This window comes from Endozoicomonas sp. Z74, from assembly GCF_057680865.1.
Window position 1 is genome coordinate 1 of record NZ_JBLYZI010000081.1, and the last position, 26928, is coordinate 26928.

At 51.2% G+C, this 26928-nt stretch carries 27 protein-coding genes; 13 read left to right on the forward strand and 14 right to left on the reverse strand.

Annotated features, from left to right (window positions below):
• Nucleotides 1–176 precede the first annotated feature (176 nt).
• Nucleotides 177–908, forward strand: coding sequence for a thioredoxin family protein (locus ACNRUY_RS19255; protein WP_488113282.1), 732 nt, complete (start codon nt 177–179; stop codon nt 906–908).
• 34 nt (nt 909–942) lie between these two features.
• Here ACNRUY_RS19255 and ACNRUY_RS19260 read toward each other — a convergent pair whose 3' ends face one another.
• The 7 genes from ACNRUY_RS19260 to ribD all read right to left on the reverse strand — a co-directional run bounded on the left by ACNRUY_RS19260 (nt 943) and on the right by ribD (nt 6707).
• Entirely contained in the window at nt 943–1428 is a 486-nt protein-coding gene (locus ACNRUY_RS19260) for a phosphatidylglycerophosphatase A family protein (RefSeq protein WP_488113283.1), read from the reverse strand.
• 26 nt (nt 1429–1454) lie between these two features.
• Nucleotides 1455–2447: a thiamine-phosphate kinase gene (gene thiL / locus ACNRUY_RS19265; RefSeq protein WP_488113284.1), complete on the reverse strand. Its 993-nt coding sequence runs from the start codon at nt 2445–2447 to the stop codon at nt 1455–1457.
• Nucleotides 2448–2526: 79 nt separating this feature from the next.
• Complete coding sequence (nusB, locus tag ACNRUY_RS19270) at nt 2527–3000, reverse strand: transcription antitermination factor NusB (RefSeq protein WP_488113308.1); 474 nt, start codon at nt 2998–3000, stop codon at nt 2527–2529.
• Nucleotides 3001–3016: 16 nt separating this feature from the next.
• Nucleotides 3017–3490: a 6,7-dimethyl-8-ribityllumazine synthase gene (gene ribH, locus ACNRUY_RS19275; protein WP_488113285.1), complete on the reverse strand. Its 474-nt coding sequence runs from the start codon at nt 3488–3490 to the stop codon at nt 3017–3019.
• 104 nt (nt 3491–3594) lie between these two features.
• Entirely contained in the window at nt 3595–4707 is a 1113-nt protein-coding gene (gene ribBA / locus ACNRUY_RS19280) for a bifunctional 3,4-dihydroxy-2-butanone-4-phosphate synthase/GTP cyclohydrolase II (RefSeq protein WP_488113286.1), read from the reverse strand.
• Nucleotides 4708–4847: 140 nt separating this feature from the next.
• Nucleotides 4848–5537 carry a riboflavin synthase gene (locus ACNRUY_RS19285; RefSeq protein ID WP_488113287.1) on the reverse strand — a complete coding sequence of 230 codons (690 nt, stop codon included), beginning with the start codon at nt 5535–5537 and terminating at the stop codon, nt 4848–4850.
• Nucleotides 5538–5579: 42 nt separating this feature from the next.
• Complete coding sequence (gene ribD / locus ACNRUY_RS19290; RefSeq protein WP_488113288.1) at nt 5580–6707, reverse strand: bifunctional diaminohydroxyphosphoribosylaminopyrimidine deaminase/5-amino-6-(5-phosphoribosylamino)uracil reductase RibD; 1128 nt, start codon at nt 6705–6707, stop codon at nt 5580–5582.
• Nucleotides 6708–6978: 271 nt separating this feature from the next.
• Between ribD and ACNRUY_RS19295 the strand changes: the two genes are divergently transcribed.
• Entirely contained in the window at nt 6979–7554 is a 576-nt protein-coding gene (locus ACNRUY_RS19295) for a hypothetical protein (protein WP_488113289.1), read from the forward strand.
• 467 nt (nt 7555–8021) lie between these two features.
• Here the strand turns inward: ACNRUY_RS19295 and ACNRUY_RS19300 are convergent, their stop codons facing one another.
• Nucleotides 8022–8543, reverse strand: coding sequence for a HugZ family pyridoxamine 5'-phosphate oxidase (locus ACNRUY_RS19300; protein WP_488113290.1), 522 nt, complete (start codon nt 8541–8543; stop codon nt 8022–8024).
• Between the two features lie 209 nt (nt 8544–8752).
• On the opposite strand from ACNRUY_RS19300, the gene ACNRUY_RS19305 reads away from it, so the two are divergent.
• Nucleotides 8753–9454, forward strand: a complete 702-nt coding sequence (locus ACNRUY_RS19305) for a class I SAM-dependent methyltransferase (protein ID WP_488113291.1) — start codon at nt 8753–8755, stop codon at nt 9452–9454.
• Nucleotides 9455–9520: 66 nt separating this feature from the next.
• Nucleotides 9521–10054 (forward strand): dihydrofolate reductase family protein, encoded by a 534-nt coding sequence (locus ACNRUY_RS19310; RefSeq protein WP_488113292.1) that lies wholly within the window; start codon nt 9521–9523, stop codon nt 10052–10054.
• A gap of 19 nt (nt 10055–10073) precedes the next feature.
• Here ACNRUY_RS19310 and ACNRUY_RS19315 read toward each other — a convergent pair whose 3' ends face one another.
• Together ACNRUY_RS19315 and ACNRUY_RS19320 are read right to left on the reverse strand one after the other, a co-directional pair.
• Entirely contained in the window at nt 10074–10940 is an 867-nt protein-coding gene (locus ACNRUY_RS19315; RefSeq protein ID WP_488113293.1) for an SDR family NAD(P)-dependent oxidoreductase, read from the reverse strand.
• Between the two features lie 41 nt (nt 10941–10981).
• On the reverse strand, nt 10982–11881 hold the full coding sequence (locus ACNRUY_RS19320) for an SDR family NAD(P)-dependent oxidoreductase (protein ID WP_488113294.1): 900 nt from the start codon (nt 11879–11881) through the stop codon (nt 10982–10984).
• A 376-nt stretch (nt 11882–12257) separates the two neighbouring features.
• On the opposite strand from ACNRUY_RS19320, the gene ACNRUY_RS19325 reads away from it, so the two are divergent.
• The 3 genes from ACNRUY_RS19325 (at nt 12258) to ACNRUY_RS19335 (ending at nt 14951) form a co-directional block, all read left to right on the forward strand.
• The gene (locus ACNRUY_RS19325; protein WP_488113295.1) at nt 12258–13382 is read left to right on the forward strand and encodes a hypothetical protein; all 1125 of its coding nucleotides are present in this window, start codon (nt 12258–12260) and stop codon (nt 13380–13382) included.
• A gap of 53 nt (nt 13383–13435) precedes the next feature.
• Nucleotides 13436–13822 carry an SET domain-containing protein gene (locus ACNRUY_RS19330; RefSeq protein ID WP_488113296.1) on the forward strand — a complete coding sequence of 129 codons (387 nt, stop codon included), beginning with the start codon at nt 13436–13438 and terminating at the stop codon, nt 13820–13822.
• Nucleotides 13823–13916: 94 nt separating this feature from the next.
• Complete coding sequence (locus tag ACNRUY_RS19335; protein WP_488113297.1) at nt 13917–14951, forward strand: CNNM domain-containing protein; 1035 nt, start codon at nt 13917–13919, stop codon at nt 14949–14951.
• Between the two features lie 30 nt (nt 14952–14981).
• Here the strand turns inward: ACNRUY_RS19335 and ACNRUY_RS19340 are convergent, their stop codons facing one another.
• Nucleotides 14982–16961 carry a hypothetical protein gene (locus ACNRUY_RS19340; protein WP_488113298.1) on the reverse strand — a complete coding sequence of 660 codons (1980 nt, stop codon included), beginning with the start codon at nt 16959–16961 and terminating at the stop codon, nt 14982–14984.
• Nucleotides 16962–17042: 81 nt separating this feature from the next.
• On the opposite strand from ACNRUY_RS19340, the gene ACNRUY_RS19345 reads away from it, so the two are divergent.
• From ACNRUY_RS19345 to ACNRUY_RS19360, 4 genes are read left to right on the forward strand one after another with little or no spacing between them, the layout of a single operon-like run.
• Nucleotides 17043–18389, forward strand: a complete 1347-nt coding sequence (locus ACNRUY_RS19345) for an imelysin family protein (RefSeq protein WP_488113299.1) — start codon at nt 17043–17045, stop codon at nt 18387–18389.
• A gap of 26 nt (nt 18390–18415) precedes the next feature.
• Nucleotides 18416–19843, forward strand: a complete 1428-nt coding sequence (locus ACNRUY_RS19350) for a di-heme oxidoreductase family protein (RefSeq protein WP_488113300.1) — start codon at nt 18416–18418, stop codon at nt 19841–19843.
• 26 nt (nt 19844–19869) lie between these two features.
• Nucleotides 19870–20919 (forward strand): imelysin family protein, encoded by a 1050-nt coding sequence (locus ACNRUY_RS19355; RefSeq protein ID WP_488113301.1) that lies wholly within the window; start codon nt 19870–19872, stop codon nt 20917–20919.
• Nucleotide 20920: 1 nt separating this feature from the next.
• Nucleotides 20921–22015 carry a DUF1513 domain-containing protein gene (locus ACNRUY_RS19360; RefSeq protein ID WP_488113302.1) on the forward strand — a complete coding sequence of 365 codons (1095 nt, stop codon included), beginning with the start codon at nt 20921–20923 and terminating at the stop codon, nt 22013–22015.
• A gap of 10 nt (nt 22016–22025) precedes the next feature.
• Here the strand turns inward: ACNRUY_RS19360 and ACNRUY_RS19365 are convergent, their stop codons facing one another.
• On the reverse strand, nt 22026–22859 hold the full coding sequence (locus ACNRUY_RS19365) for an SDR family oxidoreductase (RefSeq protein ID WP_488113303.1): 834 nt from the start codon (nt 22857–22859) through the stop codon (nt 22026–22028).
• Between the two features lie 166 nt (nt 22860–23025).
• Between ACNRUY_RS19365 and ACNRUY_RS19370 the strand changes: the two genes are divergently transcribed.
• Nucleotides 23026–24588: a cryptochrome/photolyase family protein gene (locus ACNRUY_RS19370; RefSeq protein WP_488113304.1), complete on the forward strand. Its 1563-nt coding sequence runs from the start codon at nt 23026–23028 to the stop codon at nt 24586–24588.
• A gap of 6 nt (nt 24589–24594) precedes the next feature.
• Here ACNRUY_RS19370 and ACNRUY_RS19375 read toward each other — a convergent pair whose 3' ends face one another.
• Nucleotides 24595–24939, reverse strand: coding sequence for a high-potential iron-sulfur protein (locus tag ACNRUY_RS19375; protein ID WP_488113305.1), 345 nt, complete (start codon nt 24937–24939; stop codon nt 24595–24597).
• A gap of 241 nt (nt 24940–25180) precedes the next feature.
• Here ACNRUY_RS19375 and ACNRUY_RS19380 point away from each other — a divergent pair, with 241 nt between their 5' ends.
• Nucleotides 25181–25762, forward strand: coding sequence for a ProQ/FINO family protein (locus ACNRUY_RS19380; RefSeq protein WP_488113306.1), 582 nt, complete (start codon nt 25181–25183; stop codon nt 25760–25762).
• Between the two features lie 80 nt (nt 25763–25842).
• On the opposite strand, the gene ACNRUY_RS19385 is transcribed toward ACNRUY_RS19380, so the two are convergent.
• Nucleotides 25843–26769: a PP2C family serine/threonine-protein phosphatase gene (locus ACNRUY_RS19385; RefSeq protein WP_488113307.1), complete on the reverse strand. Its 927-nt coding sequence runs from the start codon at nt 26767–26769 to the stop codon at nt 25843–25845.
• Between the last annotated feature and the right edge of the window lie 159 nt (nt 26770–26928).

Here is a 26928-nt window from a genome sequence, read left to right on the forward strand (position 1 = left end):
AGAAAGTAATAAACCGAGAAGCTGTTTATCGTAAAGCGAAGGAGCAACACCCAGAACGCTGGGGAAGCCGCAATACCAGAAACTGGCAGTTACCCACTGAAGTATGGCTAAACCCTGAGCGATCAGAAAATCAGCAGCACTATGATTTAGCTGCATAGGTTGAGGCGACATCTTTCTTGAAAATCACCGTGGATGAGGAACCCGAAGAAGATGAATTCAGTCCTGACGGGGCATATGTTCCAAGAATATTCTTCCTGTCCCCTAAAGGACAGGTTCAGAAGCACATCATAAACCAGGGAGGAATGGCAGATTACCGTCATTTTTATGACAGCTCTGGGAGTGTAGTGAACTCAATGAAACAGGCCTTGAAGGAACATCATACTTTTGCTAATTGTGACTGCGGTAGAGATAATGAACATGCCCGAGGGTTTAATGACAAAATTTACTGGTGCACGGATTTGGCTGATGCCCAGTATATGGCAAGCTCCACCCACAAACCCATTATGCTGCTTATCCATTCGCCACGCTGCAAATCCTGCAATGATCTAAAGCCAACATTTACCCACCCCACTGAACTGCAAGAGCTAAGCGAAAGGTTCGTAATGGTCAACCTGAGGACTGATCAAGCGCCCAAAGAGAAAAAGTTTGAACCAGAAGGAGACTATGTTCCAAGAATACTGTTTTTATCCTCAGAAGGGCGGTTACTGAAAAACATCTTCAACAAAAATGGTCAAAAAGAACTCAAGTATCTATATCAATACTCTGAGGATATTATTCGTTCAATGAAACGGGTGTTAGGTGAACCAACTACCGAGGAAAGCGACGATTATGACGTTGCATGGAAAGTCTTGGTGGTTTCGACTTGTGTTTTTTGGTTGATATATAGACGATTACATTCAAATCGCTAGGCTCGTCATAACACTGCTCGCCTCAACAAACACTTTAAGCCAATATATGGAGCAACTGAAGCCCCCCCCAGGCAAACACACCGGCCAGCAGATCGTCCACCATAATGCCAAAGCCGCCATGCACTTTCTTATCCAGCCAGCGGATCGGCCAGGGCTTCCAGATATCAAATATCCGGAACAGCACAAAACCCACCACCACCCAGAGCCAGCCTGTGGGAGCCGCAATCATGGTGATCCAGAAACCACAGAACTCGTCCCAGACAATGGCTGGATGATCGTGAACGCCCAGGTCTTTGGAGGTTCGATCACAGAACCAGAAACCCGCCAGTGTAGCTACAAGAACCACTCCCAGATACCCCCAAAGCGGCAGCCCCTGCATCAGCAGATAAAAGGGAATGGCAGCCAGGGTGCCGAAGGTACCCGGTGCTTTGGGAGACAGACCACTGCCACAGCCGAACGCCAGAAAGTGAATGGGGTTTTTCCAGCAACTATTTCCGGGAGTCACAGGCTTGGCAGTCATAGGCTCAATATTCAAATGGACAAAAGTTAGAAATGGGTATAGGCCCGTGCTTTTAATACATCACCCAATGGATCCCTGATAACGCCAGGCTCATCGGTAATCTGGCCTATGCAGGTAATACGACAGCCATCTTCCAATACCGAAGGCAGGGACTCGGCCACAGGGCGGGGAACGGTAAAACAAAGTTCATAGTCATCGCCCCCGGTCAATGCCAGCTGTAATGCCTTCTCGCGGTCATACTGCCGATTGAGTGTTGCTGAACGGGGTACCAGGGCCGGGTCAATTTCAGCCCCTACGCCGCTGGCCTTGAGGATATGCCCCAGATCCCCCAGCAGCCCATCGGAAATATCCAGGGCTGCAGAGGCTCCGTTTTCCCTCAGCCACTGCCCTGCAGAGAGCCGGGGGCAGGGGAACCAGTAACGGGTCAGCAAATACCGGAGCGAGTCATCTTCCTGCTGACGGACACTTTCTCCCGCCAGTACAAAGGGCAGAGCTCCCGCTGCATCCCCAAGGGTTCCCGTGACACAGATCAGATCGCCCGGCTGTGCACCACTGCGAAGAAGCGCTTTACCCGTGGGAACAAGACCTTGAACCTGCAGGGATAACGTCAGAGGCCCACGGGTGGTATCCCCCCCGATCAGGGCAATCCCCGCTTTCATGGCCAGTTTTGACAGCCCGTCACTGAAGCCCTGAAGCCAGACTTCAGAGGTATCAGGAAGCGTCAATCCCATGGTGAAGCTGTGAGGTTCTGCCCCCATGGCCGCCAGATCACTGAGATTAACGGCCAGAGCCCGATAACCCAGGGCATAGGGATCACACTCCCGGGGAAAGTGTACCCCTTCCACCAGCGTGTCCAGAGACTGAGCCAGCTGCATTCCCGGAGGAACCGCCAATAATGCACAGTCGTCGCCTATCCCCAGCAGACCGTCGGTGTATTTTCCCTGCTCTTTTACCCGATCAGCGGACAGCTCAGGGCGGGCAAAATAGTGTTGTATCAGCTCAAATTCACCAACGGCCATAGTATCCGGGTTACAGTCAGGGGCGGGAATAATCCGCGGGCAGTGACTTATCTTATCAAAGCTCAGGACTGATCAAAGCTCAGGGCTTTTTGCGATAAGCCTTGACTTCATCAGCCCGCAGGCGGGGAGCCAGCTTGTCAAGAATACCATTAATATAGCGGTGGGAGTCCTGGGCACCAAAGCGCTTGACCAGCTCAATGGCTTCATTAATCACCACCCGGTAAGGCACATCCTTACGGTTGATCAGCTCAAAGCAGCCAATCCGCAGCGCGGCCAGTTCTACCGGGTCCAGCTGCTCCAGGGGACGGTCCAGAACGGCAGTCATCGCTTCATCCAGATGGGCCACCTGCTGGGGAACACCGTGCAGAATGGCACTGAAATAGCCGTCATCCACCTTGCTGAGGTCGTTATCCGCACGGAACTGACTTTCAATCTGAACCAGTGATGACTTGGCCATCTGCCACTGATACAGGGCCTGGAGGGCCAGCTGCCTGGCTCTCCGGCGGGCCGACGGCTTGGGCCGGTCGGCGTTTTTCTTGCCTTGGGGTTTCATTGGCGAGGTGCTCACCTCAAGCCTCCAGTTGTTTTAACAGGGACACCATTTCAAAGGCGGCCATTGCGGCTTCTTCACCTTTGTTGCCTGCCTTGGTACCTGAGCGCTCAATCGCCTGCTCGATGGTATCCACAGTCAGAACGCCAAAGGCTACCGGAATTTCAAACTCCAGGTTAACCTGGGAAAGTCCCTTTACACATTCGTTGGCTACGAAGTCGAAGTGTGGAGTACCACCACGAATCACCGCACCAAGGGCAACAACCGCATCAAACCGGCCGGTTTTGGCCGCCTTCTTGACGGTCAGCGGAATTTCCATGGCACCCGGGCAGCGGATCACAGTAATGTCCTCTTCCGGAACGCCGTGCCGGGTCAGTGAGTCCAGTGCCCCCTGTACCAGGCTTTCAACGACAAAAGCATTCCAGCGTCCTACGACAATGGCGTACCTTCCGCCATTGGCCTGCAGTGAACCCTCAATGGTTTTCACAGCCATGTTTTCTTCCTCATGAATGAAAGAGAGCGATGGCTTAAACAACCATCGCCCGATAATCCTTAATTTAAGCGTTCTACGGATAACCGTGAGAACGGGGCGACCAATCAGTCGCCAGAGGGCAGATATTCCACCACTTCCAGATCAAAACCGGACAGAGCCGCAAAGCGGATCGGTGAACTGAGCAGCCGCATTTTACCCACACCCAGATCCCGCAGAATCTGGGACCCGGTACCAATCGCCTGGTAAGCCCGGGACATGCCATCGGAAGAGCGGTCCCGGCTGTCAAAAAAGCGCTCCAGCGCCTGGCCCAGTTCCTGATGGCTGCCAGAATCCAGCAGCACCACCACACCGGCGCCTTCCTCAGCCACTTTGGCCATGGCCTTATGCAGTGACCAGCTCTGGCGCCCATCGGTATGAGCCGCCAGCAGGTCCCGGAAAGGTTCCATGGCGTGCACCCGGACCAGAACCGGAGAGTCCGGAGTAATATAGCCTTTACTCAGAGCCAGGTGCTTACAATTACCAATGCTGTCGTGATACACCGTGAGGTCAAAGGGACCGAAATCGGTATTCAGGGTCCGACGCTCCACCGGCTCAACGGTCTTCTCATTGAGAATCCGGTAGTGGATCAGATCGGCAATGGTGCCAATCTTCAGACCATGGGTTTCGGCAAAGGCTTCCAGGTCCGGCCTGCGGGCCATGGAGCCGTCTTCTTTCATAATCTCAATAATCGCCGCCGCTGGCGTCAGCCCGGCCAGACGTGCCAGATCACAACCGGCTTCGGTATGACCCGCCCGGCTCAGAACACCACCGGGACGGGCCCGCAGTGGGAAGATATGACCCGGCTGGACAATGTCTTCAGGACGGGAAGTGGCATCCACTGCGGTCAATATGGTTTTCGCACGATCCTGGGCCGAAATACCGGTCGTGACCCCTTCCGCCGCTTCAATGGACACAGTGAATGGCGTGCCATAACCGGACTGGTTATCGCCTGCCCCAACCATCTGTGGCAAACCCAGAAAATCGCACCGCTCGCCGGTCAGGGTCAGGCACAGCAACCCCCTGGCTTCACGGGTCATAAAGTTAACGATTTCCGGCGTAATCTTCTCGGCCGCGATGATCAGGTCACCTTCGTTCTCACGATCTTCATCATCCATCAGGATGACGGGCTTGCCGAGGCGAATGTCCTCTAGGAGTTCTTCGATGGAATTCAGCTGCATAACGTCCCTCTGAAGCGCGGTGCTTTCTCCGGCGCAGTTTCAATCAGCTCAGGGCTTTTTATTTGCTCAGGGCTGTCTGGTCGCTATTCTACCTTTTTAATCAATGGTGAACAGCTGTTACGGGGCTATTTATCAGACGGCTATTTGCCCAGAAAGCCATGCTCAGCCAGAAAGGCTTCCGAGAGCCCTGAACTTCGGCTCGAAGTGGCATCGCCGGAAACCGGCTCTGAAACCTGAAGAGAAGGGTCCAGAAGACGCTCCAGATAGCGGGCAATCTGATCCACTTCCAGGTTCACCTGGCTTCCGGGACGCCAGGTACTGATGGTGGTTTCCTGCTGAGTGTGTGGAACAATATTCAAGGCAAACCGGTTAACGTCCACAGCATTAACGGTCAGACTGATGCCATCCACGGTCACCGAGCCTTTATGGGCAATGTATTTTGCCAGATGCCCAGGTGCCTCTACCCGGAACAGGGTGGAACGGGCGGCAGGCTCTACCGAAACGATGCGGCCAACACCATCCACATGCCCGCTGACCAGGTGACCTCCAAGCCGGGAAGTGGGGGTCAGAGCTTTCTCCAGATTGACCCTGCTGCCCACAGAGAGCGCCCCAAGGGTCGACATCTCCAGCGTCTCCAGGGAGACGTCGGCAACAAAACCCTGAGCCGGCAGCTCAACCACCGTCAGGCAGACACCGTTCGTTGCGATGCTGTCCCCCAGCTGAACATCAGACAGGTCCAACTTGCCCGAACGGATATGGAGCCGAAGATCCCCCTGGCGTTTTTCCATGGCATGGACTTCGCCAACCGCTTCAATGATTCCGGTAAACATGATGGATTCCAGTCAGATTCTAAACAATGTGTGCTTGCTAATTCAGCCAACGGCAGGGCGGGCGGTTATTTTCCAGTCAGCACCCACCGCCCGGATATCCAGAATATCCAGGGGCTTTTTGTCAGCCATTTGATTAAGGGGCAAGTGTAACAGGGGTCTCGCCTCTGATCCCATCAAAACCGGGGCCATAAATACCACCAGCTCGTCCACCAGGCCTTCTGCCATCATTCCACCTGCCAGGGTGGCACCGGTTTCCAGCAATACCTCATTGCACTGGCGGTTACCCAGTTCCAGTAACAGAGCCTGGAGATCAATCTTTCCTTCCTGTCCGGGTAGCGCCAGGATCTCAGCCCCCGCCTGTTCCAGCAGCCTGCGTTTTTCGTTATTGCCTGAAGTGGCAGTCACAATCAGACAGTGTCCAGGCCCCGTCACCACTTTGGCCGAAGGCGGTGTCTGCAATGAAGAATCCAGCACCACTCTCAGGGGCTGTCGCTGGCAGATAACCTCTGCATCGGGAAGCGGCAACTCACTGGCTCTCAGGGTCAGGGAAGAATCATCCGCCAGAATGGAACCCACCCCGGTGACAATGGCGCAACTTCCGGCCCGCAGCTTCTGAACTTCACCCCGGGCGTCCGGTCCAGTGATCCACTGGGATTCGCCACTGGCCATAGCCGTCCGGCCATCCAGGCTCATGGCCAGCTTGGCCCTGACCAGTGGGTGGCCGGTTTTCATGCGCTTGAAAAAACCTTCATTCAGAGCACTGGCTTCTTTCTCAAGCACACCGGAACAGGTTTCAATACCCGCCTCTTCCAGTATTTTCATACCCCGGCCGGAGACTTCAGGATTAGCATCCTGTACTGCCGCCACAACACGGGCAACCCCCGCCGCCTTCAGGGCTTCCGCACAGGGAGGGGTTCTGCCGAAATGACTGCAGGGTTCCAGGGTGACAAAAGCGGTAGCGCCTCTGGCCCGATCACCGGCAGTCCGCAGGGCATGCACCTCAGCATGGGGTTCACCGACCCGTTCGTGCCAGCCTTCACCCACAATATTTCCATCAGGATCGACAATGACACACCCGACTCTGGGGTTTGGCATGGTGGTATACCAGCCGTTGCGGGCCAGCTTCAGGGCCCTTGCCATAAAGTGGTAGTCACCCGACACATCACTCATTAAGCAACCTTTGCAACGTTACAGATCAAAAATAACTTCAGCGTTTTGTACGAAAATGCGCTCGACCATCATACCGATGAATTAGAGAATTGCACGATTCGTCATAAACAGCCAAGTCCAGAGTAGCCACAACGGTCACCGCCGGACCTTATGTAATAGTCTGCACACCATGAAAAAGTTTTATTAGTAGCTATAGTCAGTCACTCAATGCGAAAAGAATTACGTTTCAACTTTAAAAAAAACAGCCAACAGGAAACAGGAAACCGTCCCCATGAAAAAAAGTATCATCGGACTAACAAACTGTTTTTTCATAACAGTCCATGCGTGGTGTGGTGAACCCTCTATTGACCAGGAAATTGATCGACTATGCCCTGAAATAACCCAGAAGATGTCAGAAAAAATCATGACCAAAGGAACGCCTGAAACAACAGACTGCCAAGAACCACAATCATTCATGATCACAGACTTCAGCAACCCCAACCTTTATGATGACATTTTACATTTTTTTCATTCATTAAGTAAAAACAGCACTGAAAATACATTTAACAATCCACCATCACAACCACATGCACTTGAGGGAAAGGTAAGAATTTGCAACAGCACGACAGATAAAAGCCATTTCACAGCCAGGTTGATACAAATGCTATCTGAGCATAAGTATTTCGAAATGACCATTCAGCAGTTTTTCACGCCCAGAATCAACCCTTGCTTTGATGATGAATGGTTCGAGCAATTTGAAGACAAGGAATACTGCAACCTTAGCCAATCCATACAAAATTATACACACTTAAAACAAATTCCGAAGGTAATACAGTCGCCACCAATCAAAAATACCAGCTTAATTTAACCCCATTAAAAACATTTCCAGACTTTAACAACTCTCCGTTTAGCCACGACCACCAAGGGGCAACAATCGCTTTTTTATTTGAGTCAAGCAATCAAAACTATTGTTTTCAAAACCAGCACTACATGAATGGCTATAAGTTAAAATTTTTTACCATTTACTATGGGGAAGAAAAAACATATATCTTAACCAGCCTTACCGCAAGGGAGTCAGGAGAAGACTGGTGGCAACAACCCCGAACAATGGTTTTAGAGTTTGCTCATCCTGATGAGGCCCACAGAAGGGCCGAACAATTATGGGATGGCTACTCTCAAGACAAAACCCGAAGAAGAAAAATATATGCCATAACACCATCCCTATAGTTTCGGGCTCAATAGAGAGCTTTGGGGCTACCAGTCTAAAAGAAATTCCTATAATAAAAAGGCTGAATGGCGAATAGGTTCAGCCTTAATCATTAACGGCATTTCACACTACTTTGTCCTGTCGATCACAATATGCGTCAGAGAACCATCCGGATTAATGGTAAACGCCTTGCCAAAACCAACAGTGTATTGCCCACCCACAGGCTTGAGTGCAAAAAGATGAAAGTCAGGCAGACCACGAAGCAACTCTACGGTGTTGCCAAACTCTGCCTCCATCTGGTCGATACGATGATCACACTCCGGGGTTCCACGGAGCAGTTCCTGCACCTCACAGTGGTAAAACACCCTTTCCCTGGCAAAAAGATTGCGTGTTTCTGACTCTGGCGCAGCAAAAAAAACCGAGCAGAAGGGGTTGGACTGCAGATTAGGCGTATGGTGCGCCAGTTCACTGACAAAAATATAAAACACACCGTCTTCCCCTTTTATATAAGGGGTGTAACTGATTTCAGGCCTGCCCTCCGACGACAGGGTAGAAAGCGTTAATGTCTTTTGTGAAGCCACCAGAACCTGACAGTTGTCGGCTATTGCTGCCAGCTCTTCACCCTCGACCATTTTTATCGGATTACTCATGAACACCTTAAATGCGAATCAATATTATTAACACAACACTATACCTCAAGGCTGCCCGCCTATAAACCGTGCTTTTGCTGGTCAACAGGCAAGATACAAATGACTGCCTCCAAACTCACGGCCTTACAGGTAAATATGCGCATTGAGGCTTCAGGTGCCATGACAGTAACATCTGGCCCCCATAACCATAAGCCGGAACCAGCAACGCCATGACTGCCCCGATGTACAGCCGCTTTGCCAGAGAATACGAAACCGCCATTTCTGACAACATTTACAATGCTCACCTTGAACGCCCGTCACTGTTGTCCATGCTTCCTGAACTCAAAGGCCTTCGCGTCCTGGATCTTGGCTGTGGGCCAGGCATGTACATTGAGCATTTTCTGGATCAGGGGGCCCAGGTCACCGGGGTTGACCGTTCTTCCGAAATGATTGCCCGGGTATCAGAGCGATTCAGGGACGCAGTGACTTGTTACACCCAGGACTTGAGTGAGGGCCTGCCTGAGGAGCAGGACAATACTTTTGACCTGGTGATCTGCCCATTAACCCTCCACTATATTGAAGACTGGTCGCTCATACTGGCGGATATCAAGCGCGTCTTAAAAAACGACGGTTCTTTTGTTTTTTCAACCCATCACCCCATGCTTGATTATGAACCTTCCCCATCCAGTAGTTATTTCAAAAGAGAGCTGATCGTCGAGCAGTGGGACACCATCGGCCAGCCAGTGGAAGTTCAATTTTACCGACGTCCACTGAGTGAGCTGTTCACCAGCCTTTCAAATGCCGGGCTTTATGTGGCTGACCTCTACGAAGGAAAGCCATCCGCCAGCATGGAGGGCATCGATTCAGGCAAGTTTCACCACTTGTCCCGAAATCCACAGTTTATCTTTTTCAAGTGCAAGATCATGCCTTAACCCTTGCACTTCAGGTCACCTGTAAACTCGTATTTAGATTTTCATTTACTCTTAGGTCAGAAAAGCATGACTAATATTGTCTATATAGCCACCAGCCTTGACGGCTATATTGCTGACTCTGAAGGAGGACTGGACTGGCTGCACCAGACGGCTGCCCCTGATAACAATGACCTCGGATTTAATCGTTTCATGGCCAGTATTGATGCCCTGGTCATGGGCCGTAACACCTTTGATACCGTTAGAGGCTTTGAGGGTCAGTGGCCTTACAGTAAGCCAGTCTTTGTTCTGAGTTCTTCCATGCAGTCCATTCCTGAAGGCTTTCAGAATAAAGTTCACCTGATAAAGGGCTCTCTCGAAAACGTGGTGAACACTCTTCATCAGCAGGGCTTTCAAAGGCTTTATATTGATGGAGGCAAAACCATTCAATCGTTTCTGTCAGAAGACCGGATTGATGAGCTGGTTATTACCCAGATACCCGTTATTCTGGGAGGAGGTGTTCCCCTGTTTGGTTCACTTGTCGAGTCATTGACCTTTGAACATGTCAGTACAGAGGTATTACTGAATGCCCTGGTACAGAGCCACTATCGACGAAAACGATAGCCAGGCAGTCAGCCGGTATTCAGTTCCACTTGCGCCCAATAGGGGTATGGTCATCAGGAATAACAATTGAGGCACCGTTGGTATCCACCCCCCTGCCCTCCAGAAAGGCACGGCGCTTATCGTGAGTCTGCCACCGGAAGGGGGACTTTTTCTCCTTTTTATCAGTAGTCTCCAGCATTTTCAGAATCACCTGGGCAACTTCAAGAGCTGGCTGAGCATCAGCCAGCCCATCATCCTGCAGCTTGCTGAAACGCTGCCATGAATCAATATATATATCTGGTATAGCTGACGGCGAAGCCGCTCTCTCACGAAACTCCGTATCCGTATATCCCGGTTCAACCACATGGCACTGAATATCTGCACCATCCCCCATCAAACCCACATAACCCTGAACGGCAGCAGTGACGCCTTCAAGGGCAAACTTGGATCCACAATAAATATCCATAAAAGGAATCGCAACCAGGCCAGCAATGGACGACACATTAATAATGCGCCCAAACCGGTTGGCTCTCATCAGGGGCAAAACTTTCTTCATCAACAATAAAGGCCCTTCCACATTAACCTGAAACTGCCTCCGAATAGCAGCAGCGCTCAGCGCCTCAAGCGGCCCATAGATCCCAATACCGGCATTATTCACCAGCATATCCAGACGCTGTTCCCTGGAGTAAATGGTTTGCACCACATTGCAGATAGAGTCATAAGAGGCCTGATCCATAGGCAGAAACCTGACACCAGAAACTTCCCCATCCTCCACAAAAGTGGAATGGTAAGTGCCATAAACCTGGAAATCGTCCAGCCGCGATGCCAGCAACTCAACCAGTGACCGCCCGATGCCGCGGGAGGCTCCAGTAACCAGAATCACTTTTTTCCTGTTGTGCTTGCCCATTGAAAGCCCTCTTTGAACTCACCGAACCAAAGCAACCTGAATCACCGGCCAGCTCCCGGGTACAACTGCTCCGGTGATTTTTTTACCACCAGTGAATCGCCACTGATATCCACTTTCTGTTCATCCCGTAAAAAGGCTTTTCTCACCGGATTCGGTTGCACACGGAAGGGGACAGGTGAAGGGTCGTTGATCATCTCACGAATCACCAGGGCCACCTCTCTTGGAGGTTGACCTTTAGCCAGCCGTTCGTCCAGGGTTTCCAGGAACTGTGGCCATATTTTCCGGTAGACCGCAGGTACCTTCATAGGCTGGATGGAGTTTCTGCGGAAGGCCGTTCGAGTATAGCCAGGCTCAATCACCCGGCAGTGAATATCCGCTCCATCCCCCAGCCTTCCCACGTACCCGGCCAGGGCGGCACAAGTGCCTTCCAGCCCAAATTTAGACCCGGAGTAGACATCCATAAACGGTAAACCTACGGCACCCGCCGTAGAAGAGACATTAATCAGTCGCCCATAGCGGTTGGCCCGCATCAAGGGTAAAACCTCTTTCATTAATATCACCGGTCCCACCAGGTTAGCCTGGAATTGAGTCTGGATATCCTGTGACGACAGAGCTTCAAGGGGACCATAAACACCGATACCGGCGTTGTTGACCAGCACATCCAGACGCTTTTCCCTTGATTTTATCTCTGCAACCACCCTGCTGATCGATTGCGGGTCGGTCTGGTCCAGTGCCAGAAAGGTGACCCCCGGGAAGTCCCCGGCCCTCACCGGTTTTCTGAAATAAGTGCCGTACACCTTGAACTTGTCCGGCTCAGATGAAAGTTGCAGCACGGTCTCCCTGCCAATCCCCTGGGAAGCACCGGTGACCAGAACCACTCGGGGAGCAGCATGAACATGCCCGGCTAGAATCAGGCAGGCGAGAATCAACAACCTGTACATAAGGTGACGGCCTCTGTGGAAACACCAACAAGGGTATAAAAGTAGACGAGAGGCCAGTGTTAACAACCCTATAAATCACCCGGAACAATCAATGCCCCCTTATAAAAGCTGAGCCTCCCTGATCATCACAGAAACCGTCTTCAGCACAACCAGGGCCAGAATCAGTTTGGGTGCCCAGTGCATGGCATGAAGATCCCGCAGGAACTGTAACAACATAACCTCTCCCCCATTTGCAGTTTGCTGGTCTGACATTCAATCAGTCATCACCAGCAATATAACCGCCGTTTCTATATGCAGTCACGGGTTATACACATCTTCAGGCAATAAAAGAATTCCCTCTTGCGGCCGACTACCAGACTGACCATGGAGGGTTCCAATGAAAAACATCAGAAGCTTGTCAAAACCAGTAGGACTGGCACTACTGACCATTTCAATAGTGTCACAGGCAGATGGGCTTTCCCTTGAAGAGGACGGCCTTCAAAAAATCATGGCCCACCTGAAAACACCTGCAACCGTCAGCCTGCAAACGGCAGGCGCTCCCTCAGACGGAAGCATAAAGTTTCGCTATCAGGCGAGCGGCGATTCAAAAATGGTAACGCTTCTGGAGCCTTTGCCCGTAAGAACACTTAAGGATGGAAAAGACACCGAACTGTTGCTCTACCAGGCAGAAGTGGACGATCAGCCCGCCATTCTGGCCATGGAGAATGACACTCTGATGCTCAATCGCCGGGATGTTGTGGAAGACCAGCTCGTCCACTACCAAGTTCGTTTCAATGAAAATGAGGCCAGGGAAGAACGGCTTCAGACACAGCCAGAGCGAAGTGAACAACACAGGAATCAACCCCTTGATATAGAGCTGACTAGCCCTGAAGAGTTCACCGGTCGTCCTGGCATTCAGGGGTCATTTGCCAACAAGGGAAACAGACGCCTTCACATCTATGTATTCAAGCACAATGACCTCAAAGACAGCGTCAGCAAGATTACCCAGGAACTGTTTGGCTGGTGGGTCAATGAAATGAACCTGATCAATCAGCGCCAAAGAGATAAGGGCCGCCCCCACCTGTTCAGTGAAATTGTCATCGATTTCAGGACCGCCCCCGAAATACAGAGCTTCAATTATTTCAGCTATCTGGGTGACCCGAGTAAAAAGCTGAGTAAGCTGGCCAGGCTGATCGAAAAATATCGGGACCAGCACAATCTATGGGGCAGTTATTTTCATACCAAGTTCATGCTGGTTACCGAATACCAGCTTAACTGGCTCTATCTTGGGCTTGCCTATATCGGAGGACAATATGCCATCGCCTCGAATAACGGTTATCAGGTAGTGGGCCATGAACTGAGTCATATGTTCAATGGCCGCCATGAGCACTCTGAAGTCCTTTACAATGGCTGGTGGTGTGAAACCACCGTCTATCCAATCAGCCTGCCAGTCAGAAGCAACTGTTATCGCCACTCCGATAAAAACCGGGATGTTATTGCCGACTACCTTGATGGGTGGTAAGCCCTTCATGCAGCCTGTATGCTTGGGAGACGCCCCATTGAGCTTTGCGCACCATGCTTTATATTGCCAGCAGCAATGGTAAAGGCAGAGGTGTATTTACCGACCAGAAAATAGAAAGAAATCAGCTGATCGAGCGCTGCCCGGTTCTGGAAATCCCCAAAGACGACGTTGAATACCTTGAAGTCACTGTGCTCTATAATTACTACTTCTCTTGGGGTAAACATCAGGATCAGGGAGCTTTGGCGCTTGGGCTGGGTTCTATTTATAACCATTCTTATACGCCCAACGCCATCTATATACCCCGCCAGGATCAGCAGCTTATAGAGTTTGTTGCCATTCGTAAGATTCTTGCCAATGATGAAATTACCATCAATTACAACGGCACGCCCAATGACCAATCTCCTCTGTGGAGCTTAGGGGACAATCCCTGGCTGAAATAGCTATAACCCGCTGTGTAATATTCGTTAATATTGATCGCCACAGATATTTTCTCAAGCTAAAATAATCTCCCCTTGTTCACCTGTGGAGCCTTTTGTGGTTACGCTTGTTGCGTATGTACTGGTTGCCGTTGCGGTATCCTTTATTTGCTCGGTCTTTGAAGCCGTTCTCTTGAGCATATCTCCAGCCTATGTGGTCAGCCTGGAGCAGAAAAACAGCCGATGGGCAGCCCTTGTCCGGGAGCTTCATGATCATGTGGATCGTCCCCTGGCAGCTATCCTGACTCTGAATACCATTGCCCACACCATCGGTGCGGCAGGTGCGGGTGCCCAGGCAGCTAAAGTCTTTGGAGACGCTTATATCGGTATATTCTCAGCCGCATTAACCCTGGTTATCCTGCTGCTGTCTGAAATCATTCCAAAAACCATCGGCGCCACCTGGTGGCAACCCCTGACACCGGTTATGGCTGTAGGTGTGAGGTTAATGATCAAACTGCTGCTACCGTTAATCTGGGTGACAGAGCTGCTTACCCGAAAACTGACCCCAAAGGACAAAACCAACCCTTATCTTCGGGATGAAATCCGTGCCATGGCCGATCTTGGCCACCAGGAAGGCGCTCTGCAGGGAACCGAATCGGAGCTGATGAAAAACATGCTACGCTTCAGGGATCTTCAGATTGTGGAAATCATGACTCCCCGGTCAGTACTGTTTTCCCTGCCCCAGAATCTGACCACTGAAACCTATATGAAGGAGTATTCCGGCAGTGGCTTTTCCAGGATTCCGGTTTACGGGGAGGACCCTGACGACATCAACGGCTTTGTAATGAAAAATGACATATTGCTGTCGCATATGCAGGAAGGGAACAGTACCACCCTGGAAAAACTGAAACGCCCCATCATCGCAGTACTTGAGAAAGAGTCCCTTCCCAAGCTGATGGCCACCCTGCTGGAAAAACGCAGTCATATCGCCATTGTCGTCACCGAATACGGCGATATCCGCGGTATCGTCACCCTGGAAGACATGATCGAAACCCTGCTGGGCCGCGAGATCGTGGATGAAAGTGATGAAGTGGAAGATATGCAGCTGGCCGCCAAGGAAAAATGGGCACACCGGCTGACGACCAGTCATTAATTCAGAAGGTATTTCCTTAACTCAGTTATCCTATTCCAGATGTACCATCTCCGAGGGGCTTCCATCCAGCTGAGCCCTTCGCTTTTGTTGCCAGCGGTAGTAAATATAGACTGACGCACCTGAAACCAGAATAACGGCCACTGAGCCCCCAATAGCTACCTTTAAGGGCTCTATCGATGAGCCCCGCTGTTCGGTATTGTTTTCATCAATGTTAGCTGGGGTTGTCTGTATAACGGTTCTAGGATCGGGAACCAATATAAGCTCAGGTTCATATTCTTCCAGGGTAAACATTCGACAGTCACAGTCTACAAGAGCTCTCAATATCCACCTTCTGGTCCAGGCCCAATCAGGAGGGTTATTCTGAACATCTGTTTTGTACTCCCACAACATACTGGTCATATTGGAACAATAATCCACATGGTCTTTTCGAGTGAGCGGTAAAATGACTTTGCTGCAGTCTTTTGAAGCAATACTGATGAAATTATAAGGTGGCTTTGAGAATCTTTCGCCATTCTTCATACGATCCCGGACATACCGGTTTAATTCTGACTTAAGCCCCACACCATCAACACCAAAGTCATCTCGCCATGTGCCGTCAGGATTGACTGCCATTACCAGGAAATCCCAATCCACTTCATCATGTTCAGTGAGAATATTGCCTGCAAGCAAGTAAAAACCATCAGGGTGACAGGCAATCGTATGTATCTCAATAGTCTCTTCATCAATATCAATACGAATCCAGCCAGTATCATTAACGTGACGATTGATCGTCCCATCCAACTGGATTGACGCCAGGTAATAATGACTTCCATCAAGTGCTTCCCTGCTCTTCAAAAGTATTATGATAAACCCCTCACCGATCTGGTCGACCCCATTTATTCTACTATGATGTAAACCATGTATTACAGAAGCAACCACGCTCACTCCAGCAGGCAACTCATCATAAACCTTCACCCCATCATCCCCAAACCCCCAATCCGGGTGACCCGACCTATACAATTTGGCAATGACTAATCTCTCTTCCCCACGAGGGTTTATCGATGTTCCCACCCCGTACAGATTAAAACCATCCTCTAAAATAACACTCATATGATCATGCCACCCCTGGACTCCTGACAACAGAAGACCGTCTTTTCCAAACTCAGCCTTTTCTGTTCCATCCACCAGATTGCAAGCAATAAAAGCAAAATCCCCCTGCAAAGCCCCCCCAATAAAAAGAGTCTTCTCGTGAATGAGCATATCAGCCACTTCAAATTCATTTGACAGGTGGTTCGAACAATTACTGAGTTCCACTCTTTCAAAACGATCCAGACTTTCTGCTGAAAAGGTCATCTTCACCACCTTGTTCTTCAATAGAAAAGACTGCGGTTCACCTGGCATCCAGTTTTCATAAACGCCAACCAGTAATAATGAATCACCAGACGAGAACAGTTTCTTATTATTCCAGTGACACTCCCTATGGGCTCGATGTTCATAAATAGGCTCGTTCAGGGGTAGATCAAATGTTTGACTCTCATGAAGACACCCCTTAGACAGGCAAGCCAGCTTTACCTGGAAAGCAGGCTCCTGTTGTTTTTCACTGAGAATAAACAATTTTCTGGAATCTTTGGAATACAGGGTGGACTGACAGAGCGACTCAACAGGGGCGTCTTTTCGTACAAACAGTTTGGACAAACTTGATCCTGAGCGATCCATGGTGGTAAAAACAATATCGGCACTTTTATTATTCCAGCGGGAAGTTCCTGCCAGAATAATATCCGTACCATTGAAAATAATACCCGTGGCCTCATCATCCCGTCCGGCAAAATCGACCACAACAAACTGTCCCCAGGCATTCCAGCATAAGCATAAAGCCATGACAGACACTGATCTGAAAACCCCCTGATACAAAGACCTATCTTTCACTGGTAACACCTTCCGTTCAAAGCAGAGCAAGCTGAAGAAAGAGCAACAGTGAGTATAACTAATGCCAGTAGATTCAAATGCCGGAATGACATCATCAACAAACACCTTGTAATAAGAATCATTCTCATTATAATGCGCTCAACAACGATTGACTTAGATCAATAAAAGCCTTGGAGGGCCTTCAGAATGAACCATACCCTTTCACTCTCTCTGGCCAGCTCAGCCATCGTTATTTCTGCCTTACTGACAGGCTGCAACAACAGCAATAACGAACAACTGACGTCAGATTCCCAGAATAGTCCTGTCATCGAGTCGTCTGCGGAGCCCGGCTCTCCTGTTTATCCGGAAAAAGCCCGTGCGATTATCAATCATTACGCCGATGTCGCCCTGGCCACCTATGAAGATGCTCTGACCACCGCCACAGCATTGAAAAAAGCCAGTGCCGAGCTGGTGGCCAACCCCTCAGAGAAAACCCTTGATCAGGCAAAGGCCGCCTGGAAAGCCGCCCGGGTTCCCTACCAGCAAAGTGAAGTGTTCCGATTCGGTAACCCCGTGGTCGATAACTGGGAAGGACAACTTAACGCCTGGCCTCTGGATGAAGGCCTGATCGATTACGTACAGTCCAGCCAGTATGACTTTGAAATGGGTAATGACGGCGCCCTGGCCAATATTGTCGGTAATGCCCGGTTAAACTTTGGGGGTGAAACACTGGATCTGGCCCAGCTGACCCCGGAAATACTGGCAGACCTGAACGAACTGGGAGGCAGCGAAGCCAATGTTGCCACGGGGTATCACGCCATAGAATTTCTGTTGTGGGGACAGGACCTCAATGGCACCGGGCCCGGTGCCGGGAGTCGCCCTGCCACTGACTTCGCCAGGGGCAACGCCTGTACCGGAGGCCACTGCGAGCGCCGTGGGCAATACCTGCTGACCACGGTAGACCTGCTGATCAACGATCTTGAGTTCATGACCGGTCAATGGCAACCGGATAAAAACGACAATTACCGTGCGACACTGGTTACAGAGCCTACCGACCAGGGCTTTCGCAAAATGCTGTTTGGCATGGGCAGCCTGTCTCTGGGAGAACTGGCTGGAGAGCGCATGAAAGTCGCCCTTGAAGCCAACTCCACCGAAGATGAGCATGACTGCTTCAGTGACAACACCCACTACTCTCATTTTTATAACAACCAGGGAATCCGGAATGTCTACACCGGCCAGTACCAGCGCGTGAACGGTGACGTCATCACCGGGCCAAGCCTGGCAGAACTGGTGACCACCCTGAATCAGGAAGAGGCCATCTCCATCATCGGCCACTTTGATAAAAGCCGGGAAGAACTGCAGAAACTGGTAGAATCCGCGGAGCACAATAACACCGCCTTCGACCAGCTGATCGCCGCCAGTAACCCTGAAGGCAATGCTCTGGTGCAATCCGCCATTGGCTCACTGGTTGCCCAGACCAGCGCCATTGAACAGGTCGCTGCACTGGTGGGTATCCAGCAGCTGAACCCGGATAATGCCGATCACCAGTTTTAATGATCGTGATTGGCCATGGAAAATTCATGAAAAAGCACTTAAGCATTCCCTGGCTTGCCCTGCTTCTGGGAGCGGGGCTGTCAGGCTGTGGAAAAACGGAAAAGGTCAGTTACGAGCCCGGGGAAGAACGCCCGGCAGGGGATGCCTCAGTGACCGTATCAGGTCGCAACGCTTTCTCCCTGCCTTCTGCCAATATGGCGGTCAGCCGTCGCCTGGATTTCAGTGTCGGTAACAGCTTTTTCCGCAACCCCTGGGTGGCTGCACCGGCCAGTACCGCAGCCAGGGACGGCCTGGGGCCACTGTTCAATACCAATGCCTGCCAGAACTGCCATATCAAGGATGGCAGGGGGCATGCTCCTGATGACGGCGAGTTCAACCGCGTCTCCATGCTGGTGCGGCTGAGTATTCCAGCAACCACAGCCTCACAGAAGAAGCAATTGGAACACAGCGGGACCCTGCCTCATCCGGTCTATGGCGGTCAGCTGCAGGATGTCACCTTGCCCGGAGGGATCCCGGAAGGCCGCGTTCGAGTCCGCTACCAATACCAGAGGGTGCGGTTTAACGATGGAGAGTCCATTGAGCTTCGAAAGCCCATCGTCACCATCGAAGAGCCGGGGTTCGGCCCACTCTCCTCTGAAGGCACCGGTCAGATCATGATGTCTGCCCGTGTTGCCCCGCCCATGATCGGCCTGGGCCTGTTGGAGGCCATTTCAGCCAGGGACCTGCTCAGCCAGGAAGACCCCAGCGACATGAACGACGATGGCATATCTGGCCGGGCCAACCGGGTATGGGATGTGGAGCGGAACAAACTGGTCATCGGCCGGTTTGGCTGGAAAGCCGGCCAGCCAACCCTGGAACAGCAGAATGCCGCCGCTTTTAAAGGGGATATGGGCTTAACCAGTACCCTGTTCATGAGTGAAAACTGCACACCGTCACAGAAAAGCTGCTGGCAGCAGACCACTGGAGAACACCCGGAAGTGTCTGACAATATTCTCCAAAAGGTCACGTTTTACTCCCGCAACCTGGCCGTCCCCGTGAGGATAAATGCCAGGAATGATCAGGTCCTTAAAGGCAAGCAGCTATTCCACGACAGTGGTTGTTCTACATGCCATACCCCGTCTTACACAACAGTAGCCGATGCGGCTCCGGAACAGGCCAGACAGACTATCTGGCCATACACCGACCTGCTTTTACACGATATGGGAGATGGGCTGGCAGACAACCGGCCAGAGTTTCTGGCCAATGGCCGGGAGTGGCGGACACCACCACTATGGGGTATAGGGCACTCAAAAAGCGTCAATGAACAAGCCGGCTTCCTCCATGACGGCAGGGCCCGAAACCTGATGGAAGCCATTCTCTGGCATGGGGGGGAAGCAGAAAGTGCCCGGCAGAAGGTGCTTGAACTGTCCTCAGAAGACCGGTCAGCGATGATCCATTTTGTTGAATCCTTATGAAGAAAAATAGACACGCAGTCGCATTCATGGCAATCGTGGTAATGGCCTTACCCGGTATAACCGGCTGTGAACGGTCGCTTTCGGGAAAACAGGCGCCTTCCCCCTTGATGGTGCTCCTCAAAGACGAAATTCAACCCCGTTATGGGCACCTGGTCACTCAGGCTGAACAGTTGGGCACTGCTGCAGCCCTCTTTTGCGCCAATCCCCACAGTTTCCCTGACCAGCAAGCCTTTGGCGAGCTTCAAGAGCAATGGCGGAACACCATGCTAAGCTGGCAGTCGGCAGAAGCGGTGAGCCAGCTGATGCTGGAAGAGGATATGGAAGGCTGGCGCTTTCAGTTCTGGCCAGACAAAAAAAACCTCGTGGGCCGAAAAATCCAACAACGGATCAACCACCCGGCACCTCCTCCCATTTTATCCGACAGCGTTATCCTTCAGGGACTCTCAGCCTCAGAGTATCTGCTGTTTGATGCTCAGGCAGGCACTATCATGAAACAGAGTCCCTCAAAGTACTGTCAGCTGCTTCAGGAAAATGCCAAAGCCCTGCTTGCCAACAGTGAAGAGCTGCAGCAACGCTGGCAGAAAGGAGGGGCTTTTCAGCAGCAACTGATCTCTATGGAGCAGAAGTCTCCGGATAAAAACGAAATGCCTCTCGGCTTTGATGGCTGGCTGTTGAACAGCCTGGACAGCCAGCTGTCCCGCCTTAAACGAAAGCTGGCGTTACCCATCGGCCGGACACCTCCCAACCTGTTCATGGCTGAATCCTGGCGAAGCCAGCAATCCCTTGAGAATATTCAGACTTCACTGATGGCCATGGGATCTCTGGTGAGCCTGGCCGAAAGTCTGGCCCCAGAGGTCGGCCACCAGGCACTCTGGAGGAAGCTCTCCACAGACTTGAATAGCCCCATCAATGCTCTTCAGCAGTTGCCTCCAGGCTTCAAAGAAACGTTCAACCAGAAAAAAGTCGTTGCGCTGCAACAGCTCCAGCAAAACCTTGATCGCCTCAGCTCACAGGTAGTGACCACTGCCCGTCAGATGAACGTGACTCTTGGCTTCAATGCCAGCGATGGGGATTAAAATGTTCCGCAGGGATATTCTGAAAAACGGCCTGGTTCTGGCGGGAGTTTCTTTTATTGGCAGTGGCTGCTCAAGCCAGAGCAATAAAACCCTGGTCAGTGCGGCTAAAAACTCTGACGGACAATACAGCTTGCGATTATTTGACCCCATCCGGGTCAACGAAACCGTTATAAAACTGCCCCACCGGGCCCATGATGTTGTCCAGCGCCCGGGAAGCTCCGAGATCATTGCCTTTGACCGGCGCCCGGGCTCACAGTTCTACATTATTAACCGGGACCAGCCTGAACGATTCAGAGTCCAGCCCCATGAACACCAGCGTCATTATTACGGGCATGGCACCTTCAGCCCGGATGGTCGCTGGCTGTATACCACGGAAAACCATATGGCATCGCTCAGTGGGGTGATCGGCATTTATGATGCCCAAAACCATTTCCGCCGCGCAGGAGAGTGGTTACTGCCAGCACCGGGTCCTCATGACATTCAGATCCTGCCCGATGGCAAAACCCTGGTGATCGCTGTTGGTGGTATCCAGACTCACCCGGATACCGGCAGAAAAACACTTAACCCGGATACCCTGGCTCCGAAACTGATTTACCTGAACGCCACCAATGGCCAGATCATTGATCAACAGTCGTTTATTGACCCCCGACTCAGTATCCGGCACCTTGACGTTGCAGATAATGGCCTGGTCGTTGCGGGCATGCAGTACCAGGGAGAAAATGATGAGGCTCTCCCCCTGGTGTTCACCCACCGCCTGGGACAACCGATTCAACCCATTAAAGCCTTGCCTGAACAATGGCTTGCTCTTAATGGCTATATTGCCAGCGTGGCCATAATGCCTGAAGTCAGTACCATTGCGGTCACCTCTCCCCGAGGGAACCGTATTGGCCTGATCAACGCCCGGTCAGGAGAGATGAAATCACTGCTACACTGCAGGGACTGTGCAGGGCTGGCGGTCTTGAATCAACAACAGCTCGCTGTCAGCAACGGTCTTGGTGAAATCAGGGTTCTGAACTGTAATAAAGGCCAAGCCAGCCAGAGCAGTCAGATTCACTACCCTGAATGCCACTGGGATAATCATATGATTTCGATATAACCGCTACACGTCACTGCTCTGCGGCAGGTCGAGTGGATGTATGCCCCTTGAACTCGTTCATACTGCTGTAAATACGCAAGCCTTTCCCACACAGCAGATCAAATAACCGGGCAGGCATAATCCCCCGGAAAAACGGCACCAGTCCTACAATTTTGGGCGCCCTGACATAGACCTTGCCCTTTTTCATTCCCTGCCAGATGGCATCGGCCATTTTTTCTGGCTTGATTAATGGCGTCAGCAATGGTGCTTTAACACCATCAAACATCCCGGTATCAATATAACTGGGGGTGACGGTTGTCACTTTCAGCCCTCCCCCTTCCCGCTCGATCTCCAGACGCAGGGATTCAGACCAGCCAATAACCGCCCACTTACTGGCGGCATAAACCGACATTTTCGGATTGGGAACCAGACCGGCCGCTGAGGCGATATTCACAATGCGGGTTTCCGGCCTTGGGGTCATGGCAGGCAAAAAGGCTCTGGCAACATGCATGGGAGCCAGGGTGTTCACGGCCATCGTCTTTTCTATATCCAGGGCGCTGTGTTCGGAAAAATCCTTCCCAACCACAATGCCGGCATTATTAAACAGAATATCAATGTATCTGAACTGTTCCAGCGTCTCCCGTGCCGCACGTTCAATAGATTCCACCGAAGACAGATCCACCTGGCAGGTCCAGACCTGACCTCCACGAAGCTTGAGTGCCTGGGCTGTGGTTGCCAATGTTTCGGCATTGATATCCCACAGAATGACCTGGGCATTTTCATCAACGGCTCTTTCTGCCAGTAAACGTCCAATGCCCTGGGCTCCGCCCGTAATCAGAATAATTTTTGAATCCACAGTGTTCATTTTATCGTTCTTTTTATGTGATTCTGCTGGAGCTTGCTTTCACAACCCCCTGACTGTCGAACCCCATCATAAAACCCAGCCCAGTCACTGACAACCAGATGCTTTTCTCTGACGTATAGACATAGTATGAATAAGAGGTACGCGGCCATAGCCCAAGAGCGGACCAATGAAAAACAAACAACGCTTTAACAAACTCCGGCTGGTGCTTGGCGACCAGCTCAATGACCGCCACAGCTGGTATCAAGAACCCGATGAACAATGCCTGTATGTGATGGCTGAACTGCTTCAGGAAACAGGCTATGTCAGACACCATATTCAAAAAATCTGTGGTTTTTTCCTGGCCATGGAGCAGTTCGCAGATACCCTGAGGCAGGCCGGTCATCAAGTGATCCACCTGAATCTGGACCAGACAGCACGCTTTTCAGATCTTCCAGACCTTCTGCGTCACCTCTGCCAGAGCCACTCCATAGCGCATTTTGAATATCAGCGGCCGGATGAATACCGCTTGCTGAAACAACTGCAGGCCTTCAAACCGGGAGACAATATTCAGGTCACTGAATACGACAGTGAACACTTTCTGGTGCCCTGGGAGACAATGTCAAAATGGTTTCCCCCAGGGAAACCCGGACGAATGGAAACGTTTTATCGGAAAATGCGTCGGCAACACAATATATTGATGGATGAGAACCAGCCTGTTGGGGGCCGATGGAATTTTGATGCCGACAACCGCCATAAATTCAAACCCTCTGACCTCGCACACATTCCTGAGCCCCTGGTGTTTGCTAACCCAGTCAGTGGAGTACTCAAACGTCTGAGCCACCACAAGGTGGATACCCTCGGAAAGACAGGAAAGACACTCCCCTGGCCCGTAACCCGCCAACAATCCCTGCACCTGCTGAACTTCTTCTGTAAACAGTGCCTGCCTTTTTTTGGCCGCTTTCAGGATGCCATGACAGAGCACAGTCAACACCAGTGGAGCCTCTATCACTCAAGACTTTCTTTTGCACTCAACACCAAAATGCTGAACCCCGGGGAAGTCATTGACCAGGCGGTCCAGACCTGGGAAAACGACCCTGATACCCTGTCCATCAACCAGGTTGAAGGTTTTATCCGGCAGATTCTCGGCTGGCGTGAGTACATCAGGGGCGTTTACTGGAGCAATATGCCCCACTATGAAACCTTGAATCATCTGAAAGCCCGGCGCCCGCTGCCAGAATGGTTCTGGAACGGTGAAACGAAAATGAACTGCCTGCACCAGGCCATCGACCAATCTCTGGTGTTCGCCTACGCCCACCATATTCAACGACTAATGGTCACCGGAAATTTCTGTCTGCTGGCAGGGATTGATCCGGACCAGGTGGACCAGTGGTATCTCGGCATTTATGTGGATGCCATCCAGTGGGTTGAACTGCCCAATACACGGGGGATGAGCCAGTACGCCGATGGCGGCATGGTGGCATCAAAGCCTTATGCCGCCAGCGGCCTTTATACCCAGAGAATGAGTGACTATTGCACCGGCTGCACCTATAACGTCAGAAAAAAAGAGACGCCCGATGCCTGCCCCCTCAATAGCCTTTACTGGCACTTTATGGACAGACACCGGCCAATGCTTGAGAAAAATCCCAGAATTTCTCTTGCCTATAAAAACTGGGATAAGAAAAGCAACGATGACAAGTCGAGCCTGTTAAAAAGGGCGCAATGGTGTCTGGATCATCTGGAAGACCTGTAACGGACGCTAACCGGGCTTGGGCGCCCAGACTTTACACCAGCCCTCCGGCTCAACGGATTTTCCTGGAAACAGTTTGCACCCCTGGTTACCAGCGGTATAAAGGGCACAGTTCTGGCACTGGCTGCCTGGTTTGTAGCCTGCGACCTTTTTTGCCTCCTCCTGAGTTTTCTTATAAAGAAGAGCCGTTGCAGTGGGATCGGATTCCTCTAGCGCTGGCAAAGGAGCGGCCTCCGCTGTTTGGGAGCGGATAGTCAGCAGGGGAATCAATGCAGTAGCCGCAGCCAGGCGGAGGAACTGCCTCCGACTTTTGACCTTCTCAGGTTGCTGTTGAGAACCATCACATTCGGTCATAGCGTTACCTCAGTCTATTATTGGTCGTGATATTTTCCTGAGCATTCCAGAGGTTACATTAACTTTGATCATTACGACAAATCCTTACCTTCGGATCACCTGTTGTGAAACCCTCCCGCACAAAACAGACTTTCCCAATAGCCTTGAATCCGTCATTATAGAGCTCCCGACAGCCAGGGAGGCTTATCTACTGACTGAGGGATCATTCAATATAACCCGGGTTATGTGAGCAACGCAGTCCATGACATCAGCAAAAAGCAGTACTTCTGACCAAAGCCTTGAGCTGACAGAACGCCTGGAGTCCAGGGCCAGCAGCCCTGAGTCCAGAGAAAAAAGCCAGGAACTGGAAACACCCACTGCCCCCCATCCTGAAAATACGTTCTCCGAGGGCGATTACAGCCATCTTCCGGAAGAAGCCAGAAAAATACTCACCCGGCTGGAAAGCCGCCCCAAAAGCGATGTCATGAACACCGAAGCGCTCCGGCTGGTTCGTATTCTCTGGCCAGAAGCCTTCAATGTTTCCTCTCCAAAGCCTCTGAAAATCGGGATTCACAAAGAGATGGAAGCCGCTAACCTGTTACCGGACTTCATCATCCCCATTGCCCTGCGCTTTTTCACCACCATGGAACGGTATCTGGAAAACATCAAACCAGGGGCTCCCAGAATTAATCTGAAGGGTGAGCCTGCTGGCCGGGTGCGATTGCGCGAAGCGGTAGATGCCGAAATCAAACTGTTCACCCAGAGCAGTGATTTTGTCACCACCAGAGACCGGGTGATCATCAAGGAAATCCGCCTGCTTTCCGTGACCAAAAGTCAGTCCTGACCCCAGGGAAGTGCTAAGTAGAAAGCGGCTGGGCTCACCAGAGCACAAGCCGCCTTTTCTTTAATCCGTTGAGCGGACAATCAGACCCTTTCCTGGGTGGAACTGTCCATCAAAGTGACCTGGACGGTAATATCATCCATCTGCCCTGACTGAGAGGTCTCTTTCCATGCAGCGTGTGCCTTACCCACCAGGCTGTGGATCTTTGTGTGATCCAGTTCCTTTGCAGGAATCGCCTTAAACCAGGCACCGACCTGATCAGAACTGGCCATGCCCCACAAGCCATCGGTCGCCTGAATAACTGCCGATACATCTTTTGCATTGACATAGGTGATCACTGGGTCTGGAGATACCACTTCACCAAACCTGCGATCACCTGAAAAATGATTCTCGCGTAGATAATAATGTCCTATAGAAGCTGGATTAGTTAGCTCACCATTAACAAAGTCACCACGGGTTCTCCACCGTGGAGCTATAAAACCACCCCGCTCTTTCACCATTTGTTGATATTTACTCAAATTGCACCGGGCATCCTCGGTAACCTGAAGAACGCTTCCACTTGGCTTAGTAATAACGAGCGCTCTTGAATCACCGGCATTGGCAAAGTAGATGTCATCCTTTATTTTGACCATCAGGTTGGCCGTTGTTCCCCTGCCATTTTGCAACTGCCCAGATCGATGGCCATGCTCCAGTTTTTCAACCTCTGCTTTAACCTTGTCCCTCAAGCAACGAAACGTTTTAGTAAGAGCAAAGTAAACCTCAGGAGCCCCTATCTTTTCCCTACAGCTCTGCTCCAGCCAGTATTGCAATTGATTCCCCAGCTGTTCACTGACCAGCTGGGACGCTTCTTTCCCTATGTGCCCATCAAAAACCCCGGAAAAAACAACGGTTACTTCTTCGCCCTGGCCACCAGCAGGAATGGAAAACTCTCCAGCACATCGTGTATCTTCTCCCTTATGGGTAAAACCACACCACTGAATCTTTTGTTTTTCTCTAGGCGGCGTTATCATCTAACCGTTCAATCATATTGCTGGAAACCAGACCGGAAAGGCAGCTGATAGTGAGCTAAAGTATGTGAATTTGGTTTGCTATGGCTCGCACAGTACTCAAAGATGATCAATGGGATCGGATCAAAGACATGTTACCAGGCAAGGCCTCTGATCCCGGAC

Bases quoted from the DNA above. Each gene is read 5' to 3' on its own strand.
- ACNRUY_RS19355 (WP_488113301.1), top strand. From the start codon at position 19,870: ATGGCAATCGTGGTAATGGCCTTACCCGGTATAACCGGCTGTGAACGG.
- ACNRUY_RS19310 (WP_488113292.1), top strand. From the start codon at position 9,521: ATGACTAATATTGTCTATATAGCCACCAGCCTTGACGGCTATATTGCT.
- ACNRUY_RS19295 (WP_488113289.1), top strand. From the start codon at position 6,979: ATGAAAAAAAGTATCATCGGACTAACAAACTGTTTTTTCATAACAGTC.
- ACNRUY_RS19365 (WP_488113303.1), bottom strand. From the start codon at position 22,859: ATGAACACTGTGGATTCAAAAATTATTCTGATTACGGGCGGAGCCCAG.
- thiL (WP_488113284.1), bottom strand. From the start codon at position 2,447: ATGGCCGTTGGTGAATTTGAGCTGATACAACACTATTTTGCCCGCCCT.
- ACNRUY_RS19345 (WP_488113299.1), top strand. From the start codon at position 17,043: ATGAACCATACCCTTTCACTCTCTCTGGCCAGCTCAGCCATCGTTATT.
- ACNRUY_RS19320 (WP_488113294.1), bottom strand. From the start codon at position 11,881: ATGTACAGGTTGTTGATTCTCGCCTGCCTGATTCTAGCCGGGCATGTT.
- ACNRUY_RS19360 (WP_488113302.1), top strand. From the start codon at position 20,921: ATGTTCCGCAGGGATATTCTGAAAAACGGCCTGGTTCTGGCGGGAGTT.
- ACNRUY_RS19315 (WP_488113293.1), bottom strand. From the start codon at position 10,940: ATGGGCAAGCACAACAGGAAAAAAGTGATTCTGGTTACTGGAGCCTCC.
- ribD (WP_488113288.1), bottom strand. From the start codon at position 6,707: ATGAGTGATGTGTCGGGTGACTACCACTTTATGGCAAGGGCCCTGAAG.
- ACNRUY_RS19385 (WP_488113307.1), bottom strand. From the start codon at position 26,769: ATGATAACGCCGCCTAGAGAAAAACAAAAGATTCAGTGGTGTGGTTTT.
- ribBA (WP_488113286.1), bottom strand. From the start codon at position 4,707: ATGCAGCTGAATTCCATCGAAGAACTCCTAGAGGACATTCGCCTCGGC.
- ACNRUY_RS19325 (WP_488113295.1), top strand. From the start codon at position 12,258: ATGAAAAACATCAGAAGCTTGTCAAAACCAGTAGGACTGGCACTACTG.
- ACNRUY_RS19260 (WP_488113283.1), bottom strand. From the start codon at position 1,428: ATGACTGCCAAGCCTGTGACTCCCGGAAATAGTTGCTGGAAAAACCCC.
- ACNRUY_RS19380 (WP_488113306.1), top strand. From the start codon at position 25,181: ATGACATCAGCAAAAAGCAGTACTTCTGACCAAAGCCTTGAGCTGACA.
- nusB (WP_488113308.1), bottom strand. From the start codon at position 3,000: ATGAAACCCCAAGGCAAGAAAAACGCCGACCGGCCCAAGCCGTCGGCC.
- ACNRUY_RS19305 (WP_488113291.1), top strand. From the start codon at position 8,753: ATGACTGCCCCGATGTACAGCCGCTTTGCCAGAGAATACGAAACCGCC.
- ACNRUY_RS19330 (WP_488113296.1), top strand. From the start codon at position 13,436: ATGCTTTATATTGCCAGCAGCAATGGTAAAGGCAGAGGTGTATTTACC.
- ACNRUY_RS19300 (WP_488113290.1), bottom strand. From the start codon at position 8,543: ATGAGTAATCCGATAAAAATGGTCGAGGGTGAAGAGCTGGCAGCAATA.
- ACNRUY_RS19375 (WP_488113305.1), bottom strand. From the start codon at position 24,939: ATGACCGAATGTGATGGTTCTCAACAGCAACCTGAGAAGGTCAAAAGT.
- ACNRUY_RS19285 (WP_488113287.1), bottom strand. From the start codon at position 5,537: ATGTTTACCGGAATCATTGAAGCGGTTGGCGAAGTCCATGCCATGGAA.
- ACNRUY_RS19350 (WP_488113300.1), top strand. From the start codon at position 18,416: ATGAAAAAGCACTTAAGCATTCCCTGGCTTGCCCTGCTTCTGGGAGCG.
- ACNRUY_RS19370 (WP_488113304.1), top strand. From the start codon at position 23,026: ATGAAAAACAAACAACGCTTTAACAAACTCCGGCTGGTGCTTGGCGAC.
- ribH (WP_488113285.1), bottom strand. From the start codon at position 3,490: ATGGCTGTGAAAACCATTGAGGGTTCACTGCAGGCCAATGGCGGAAGG.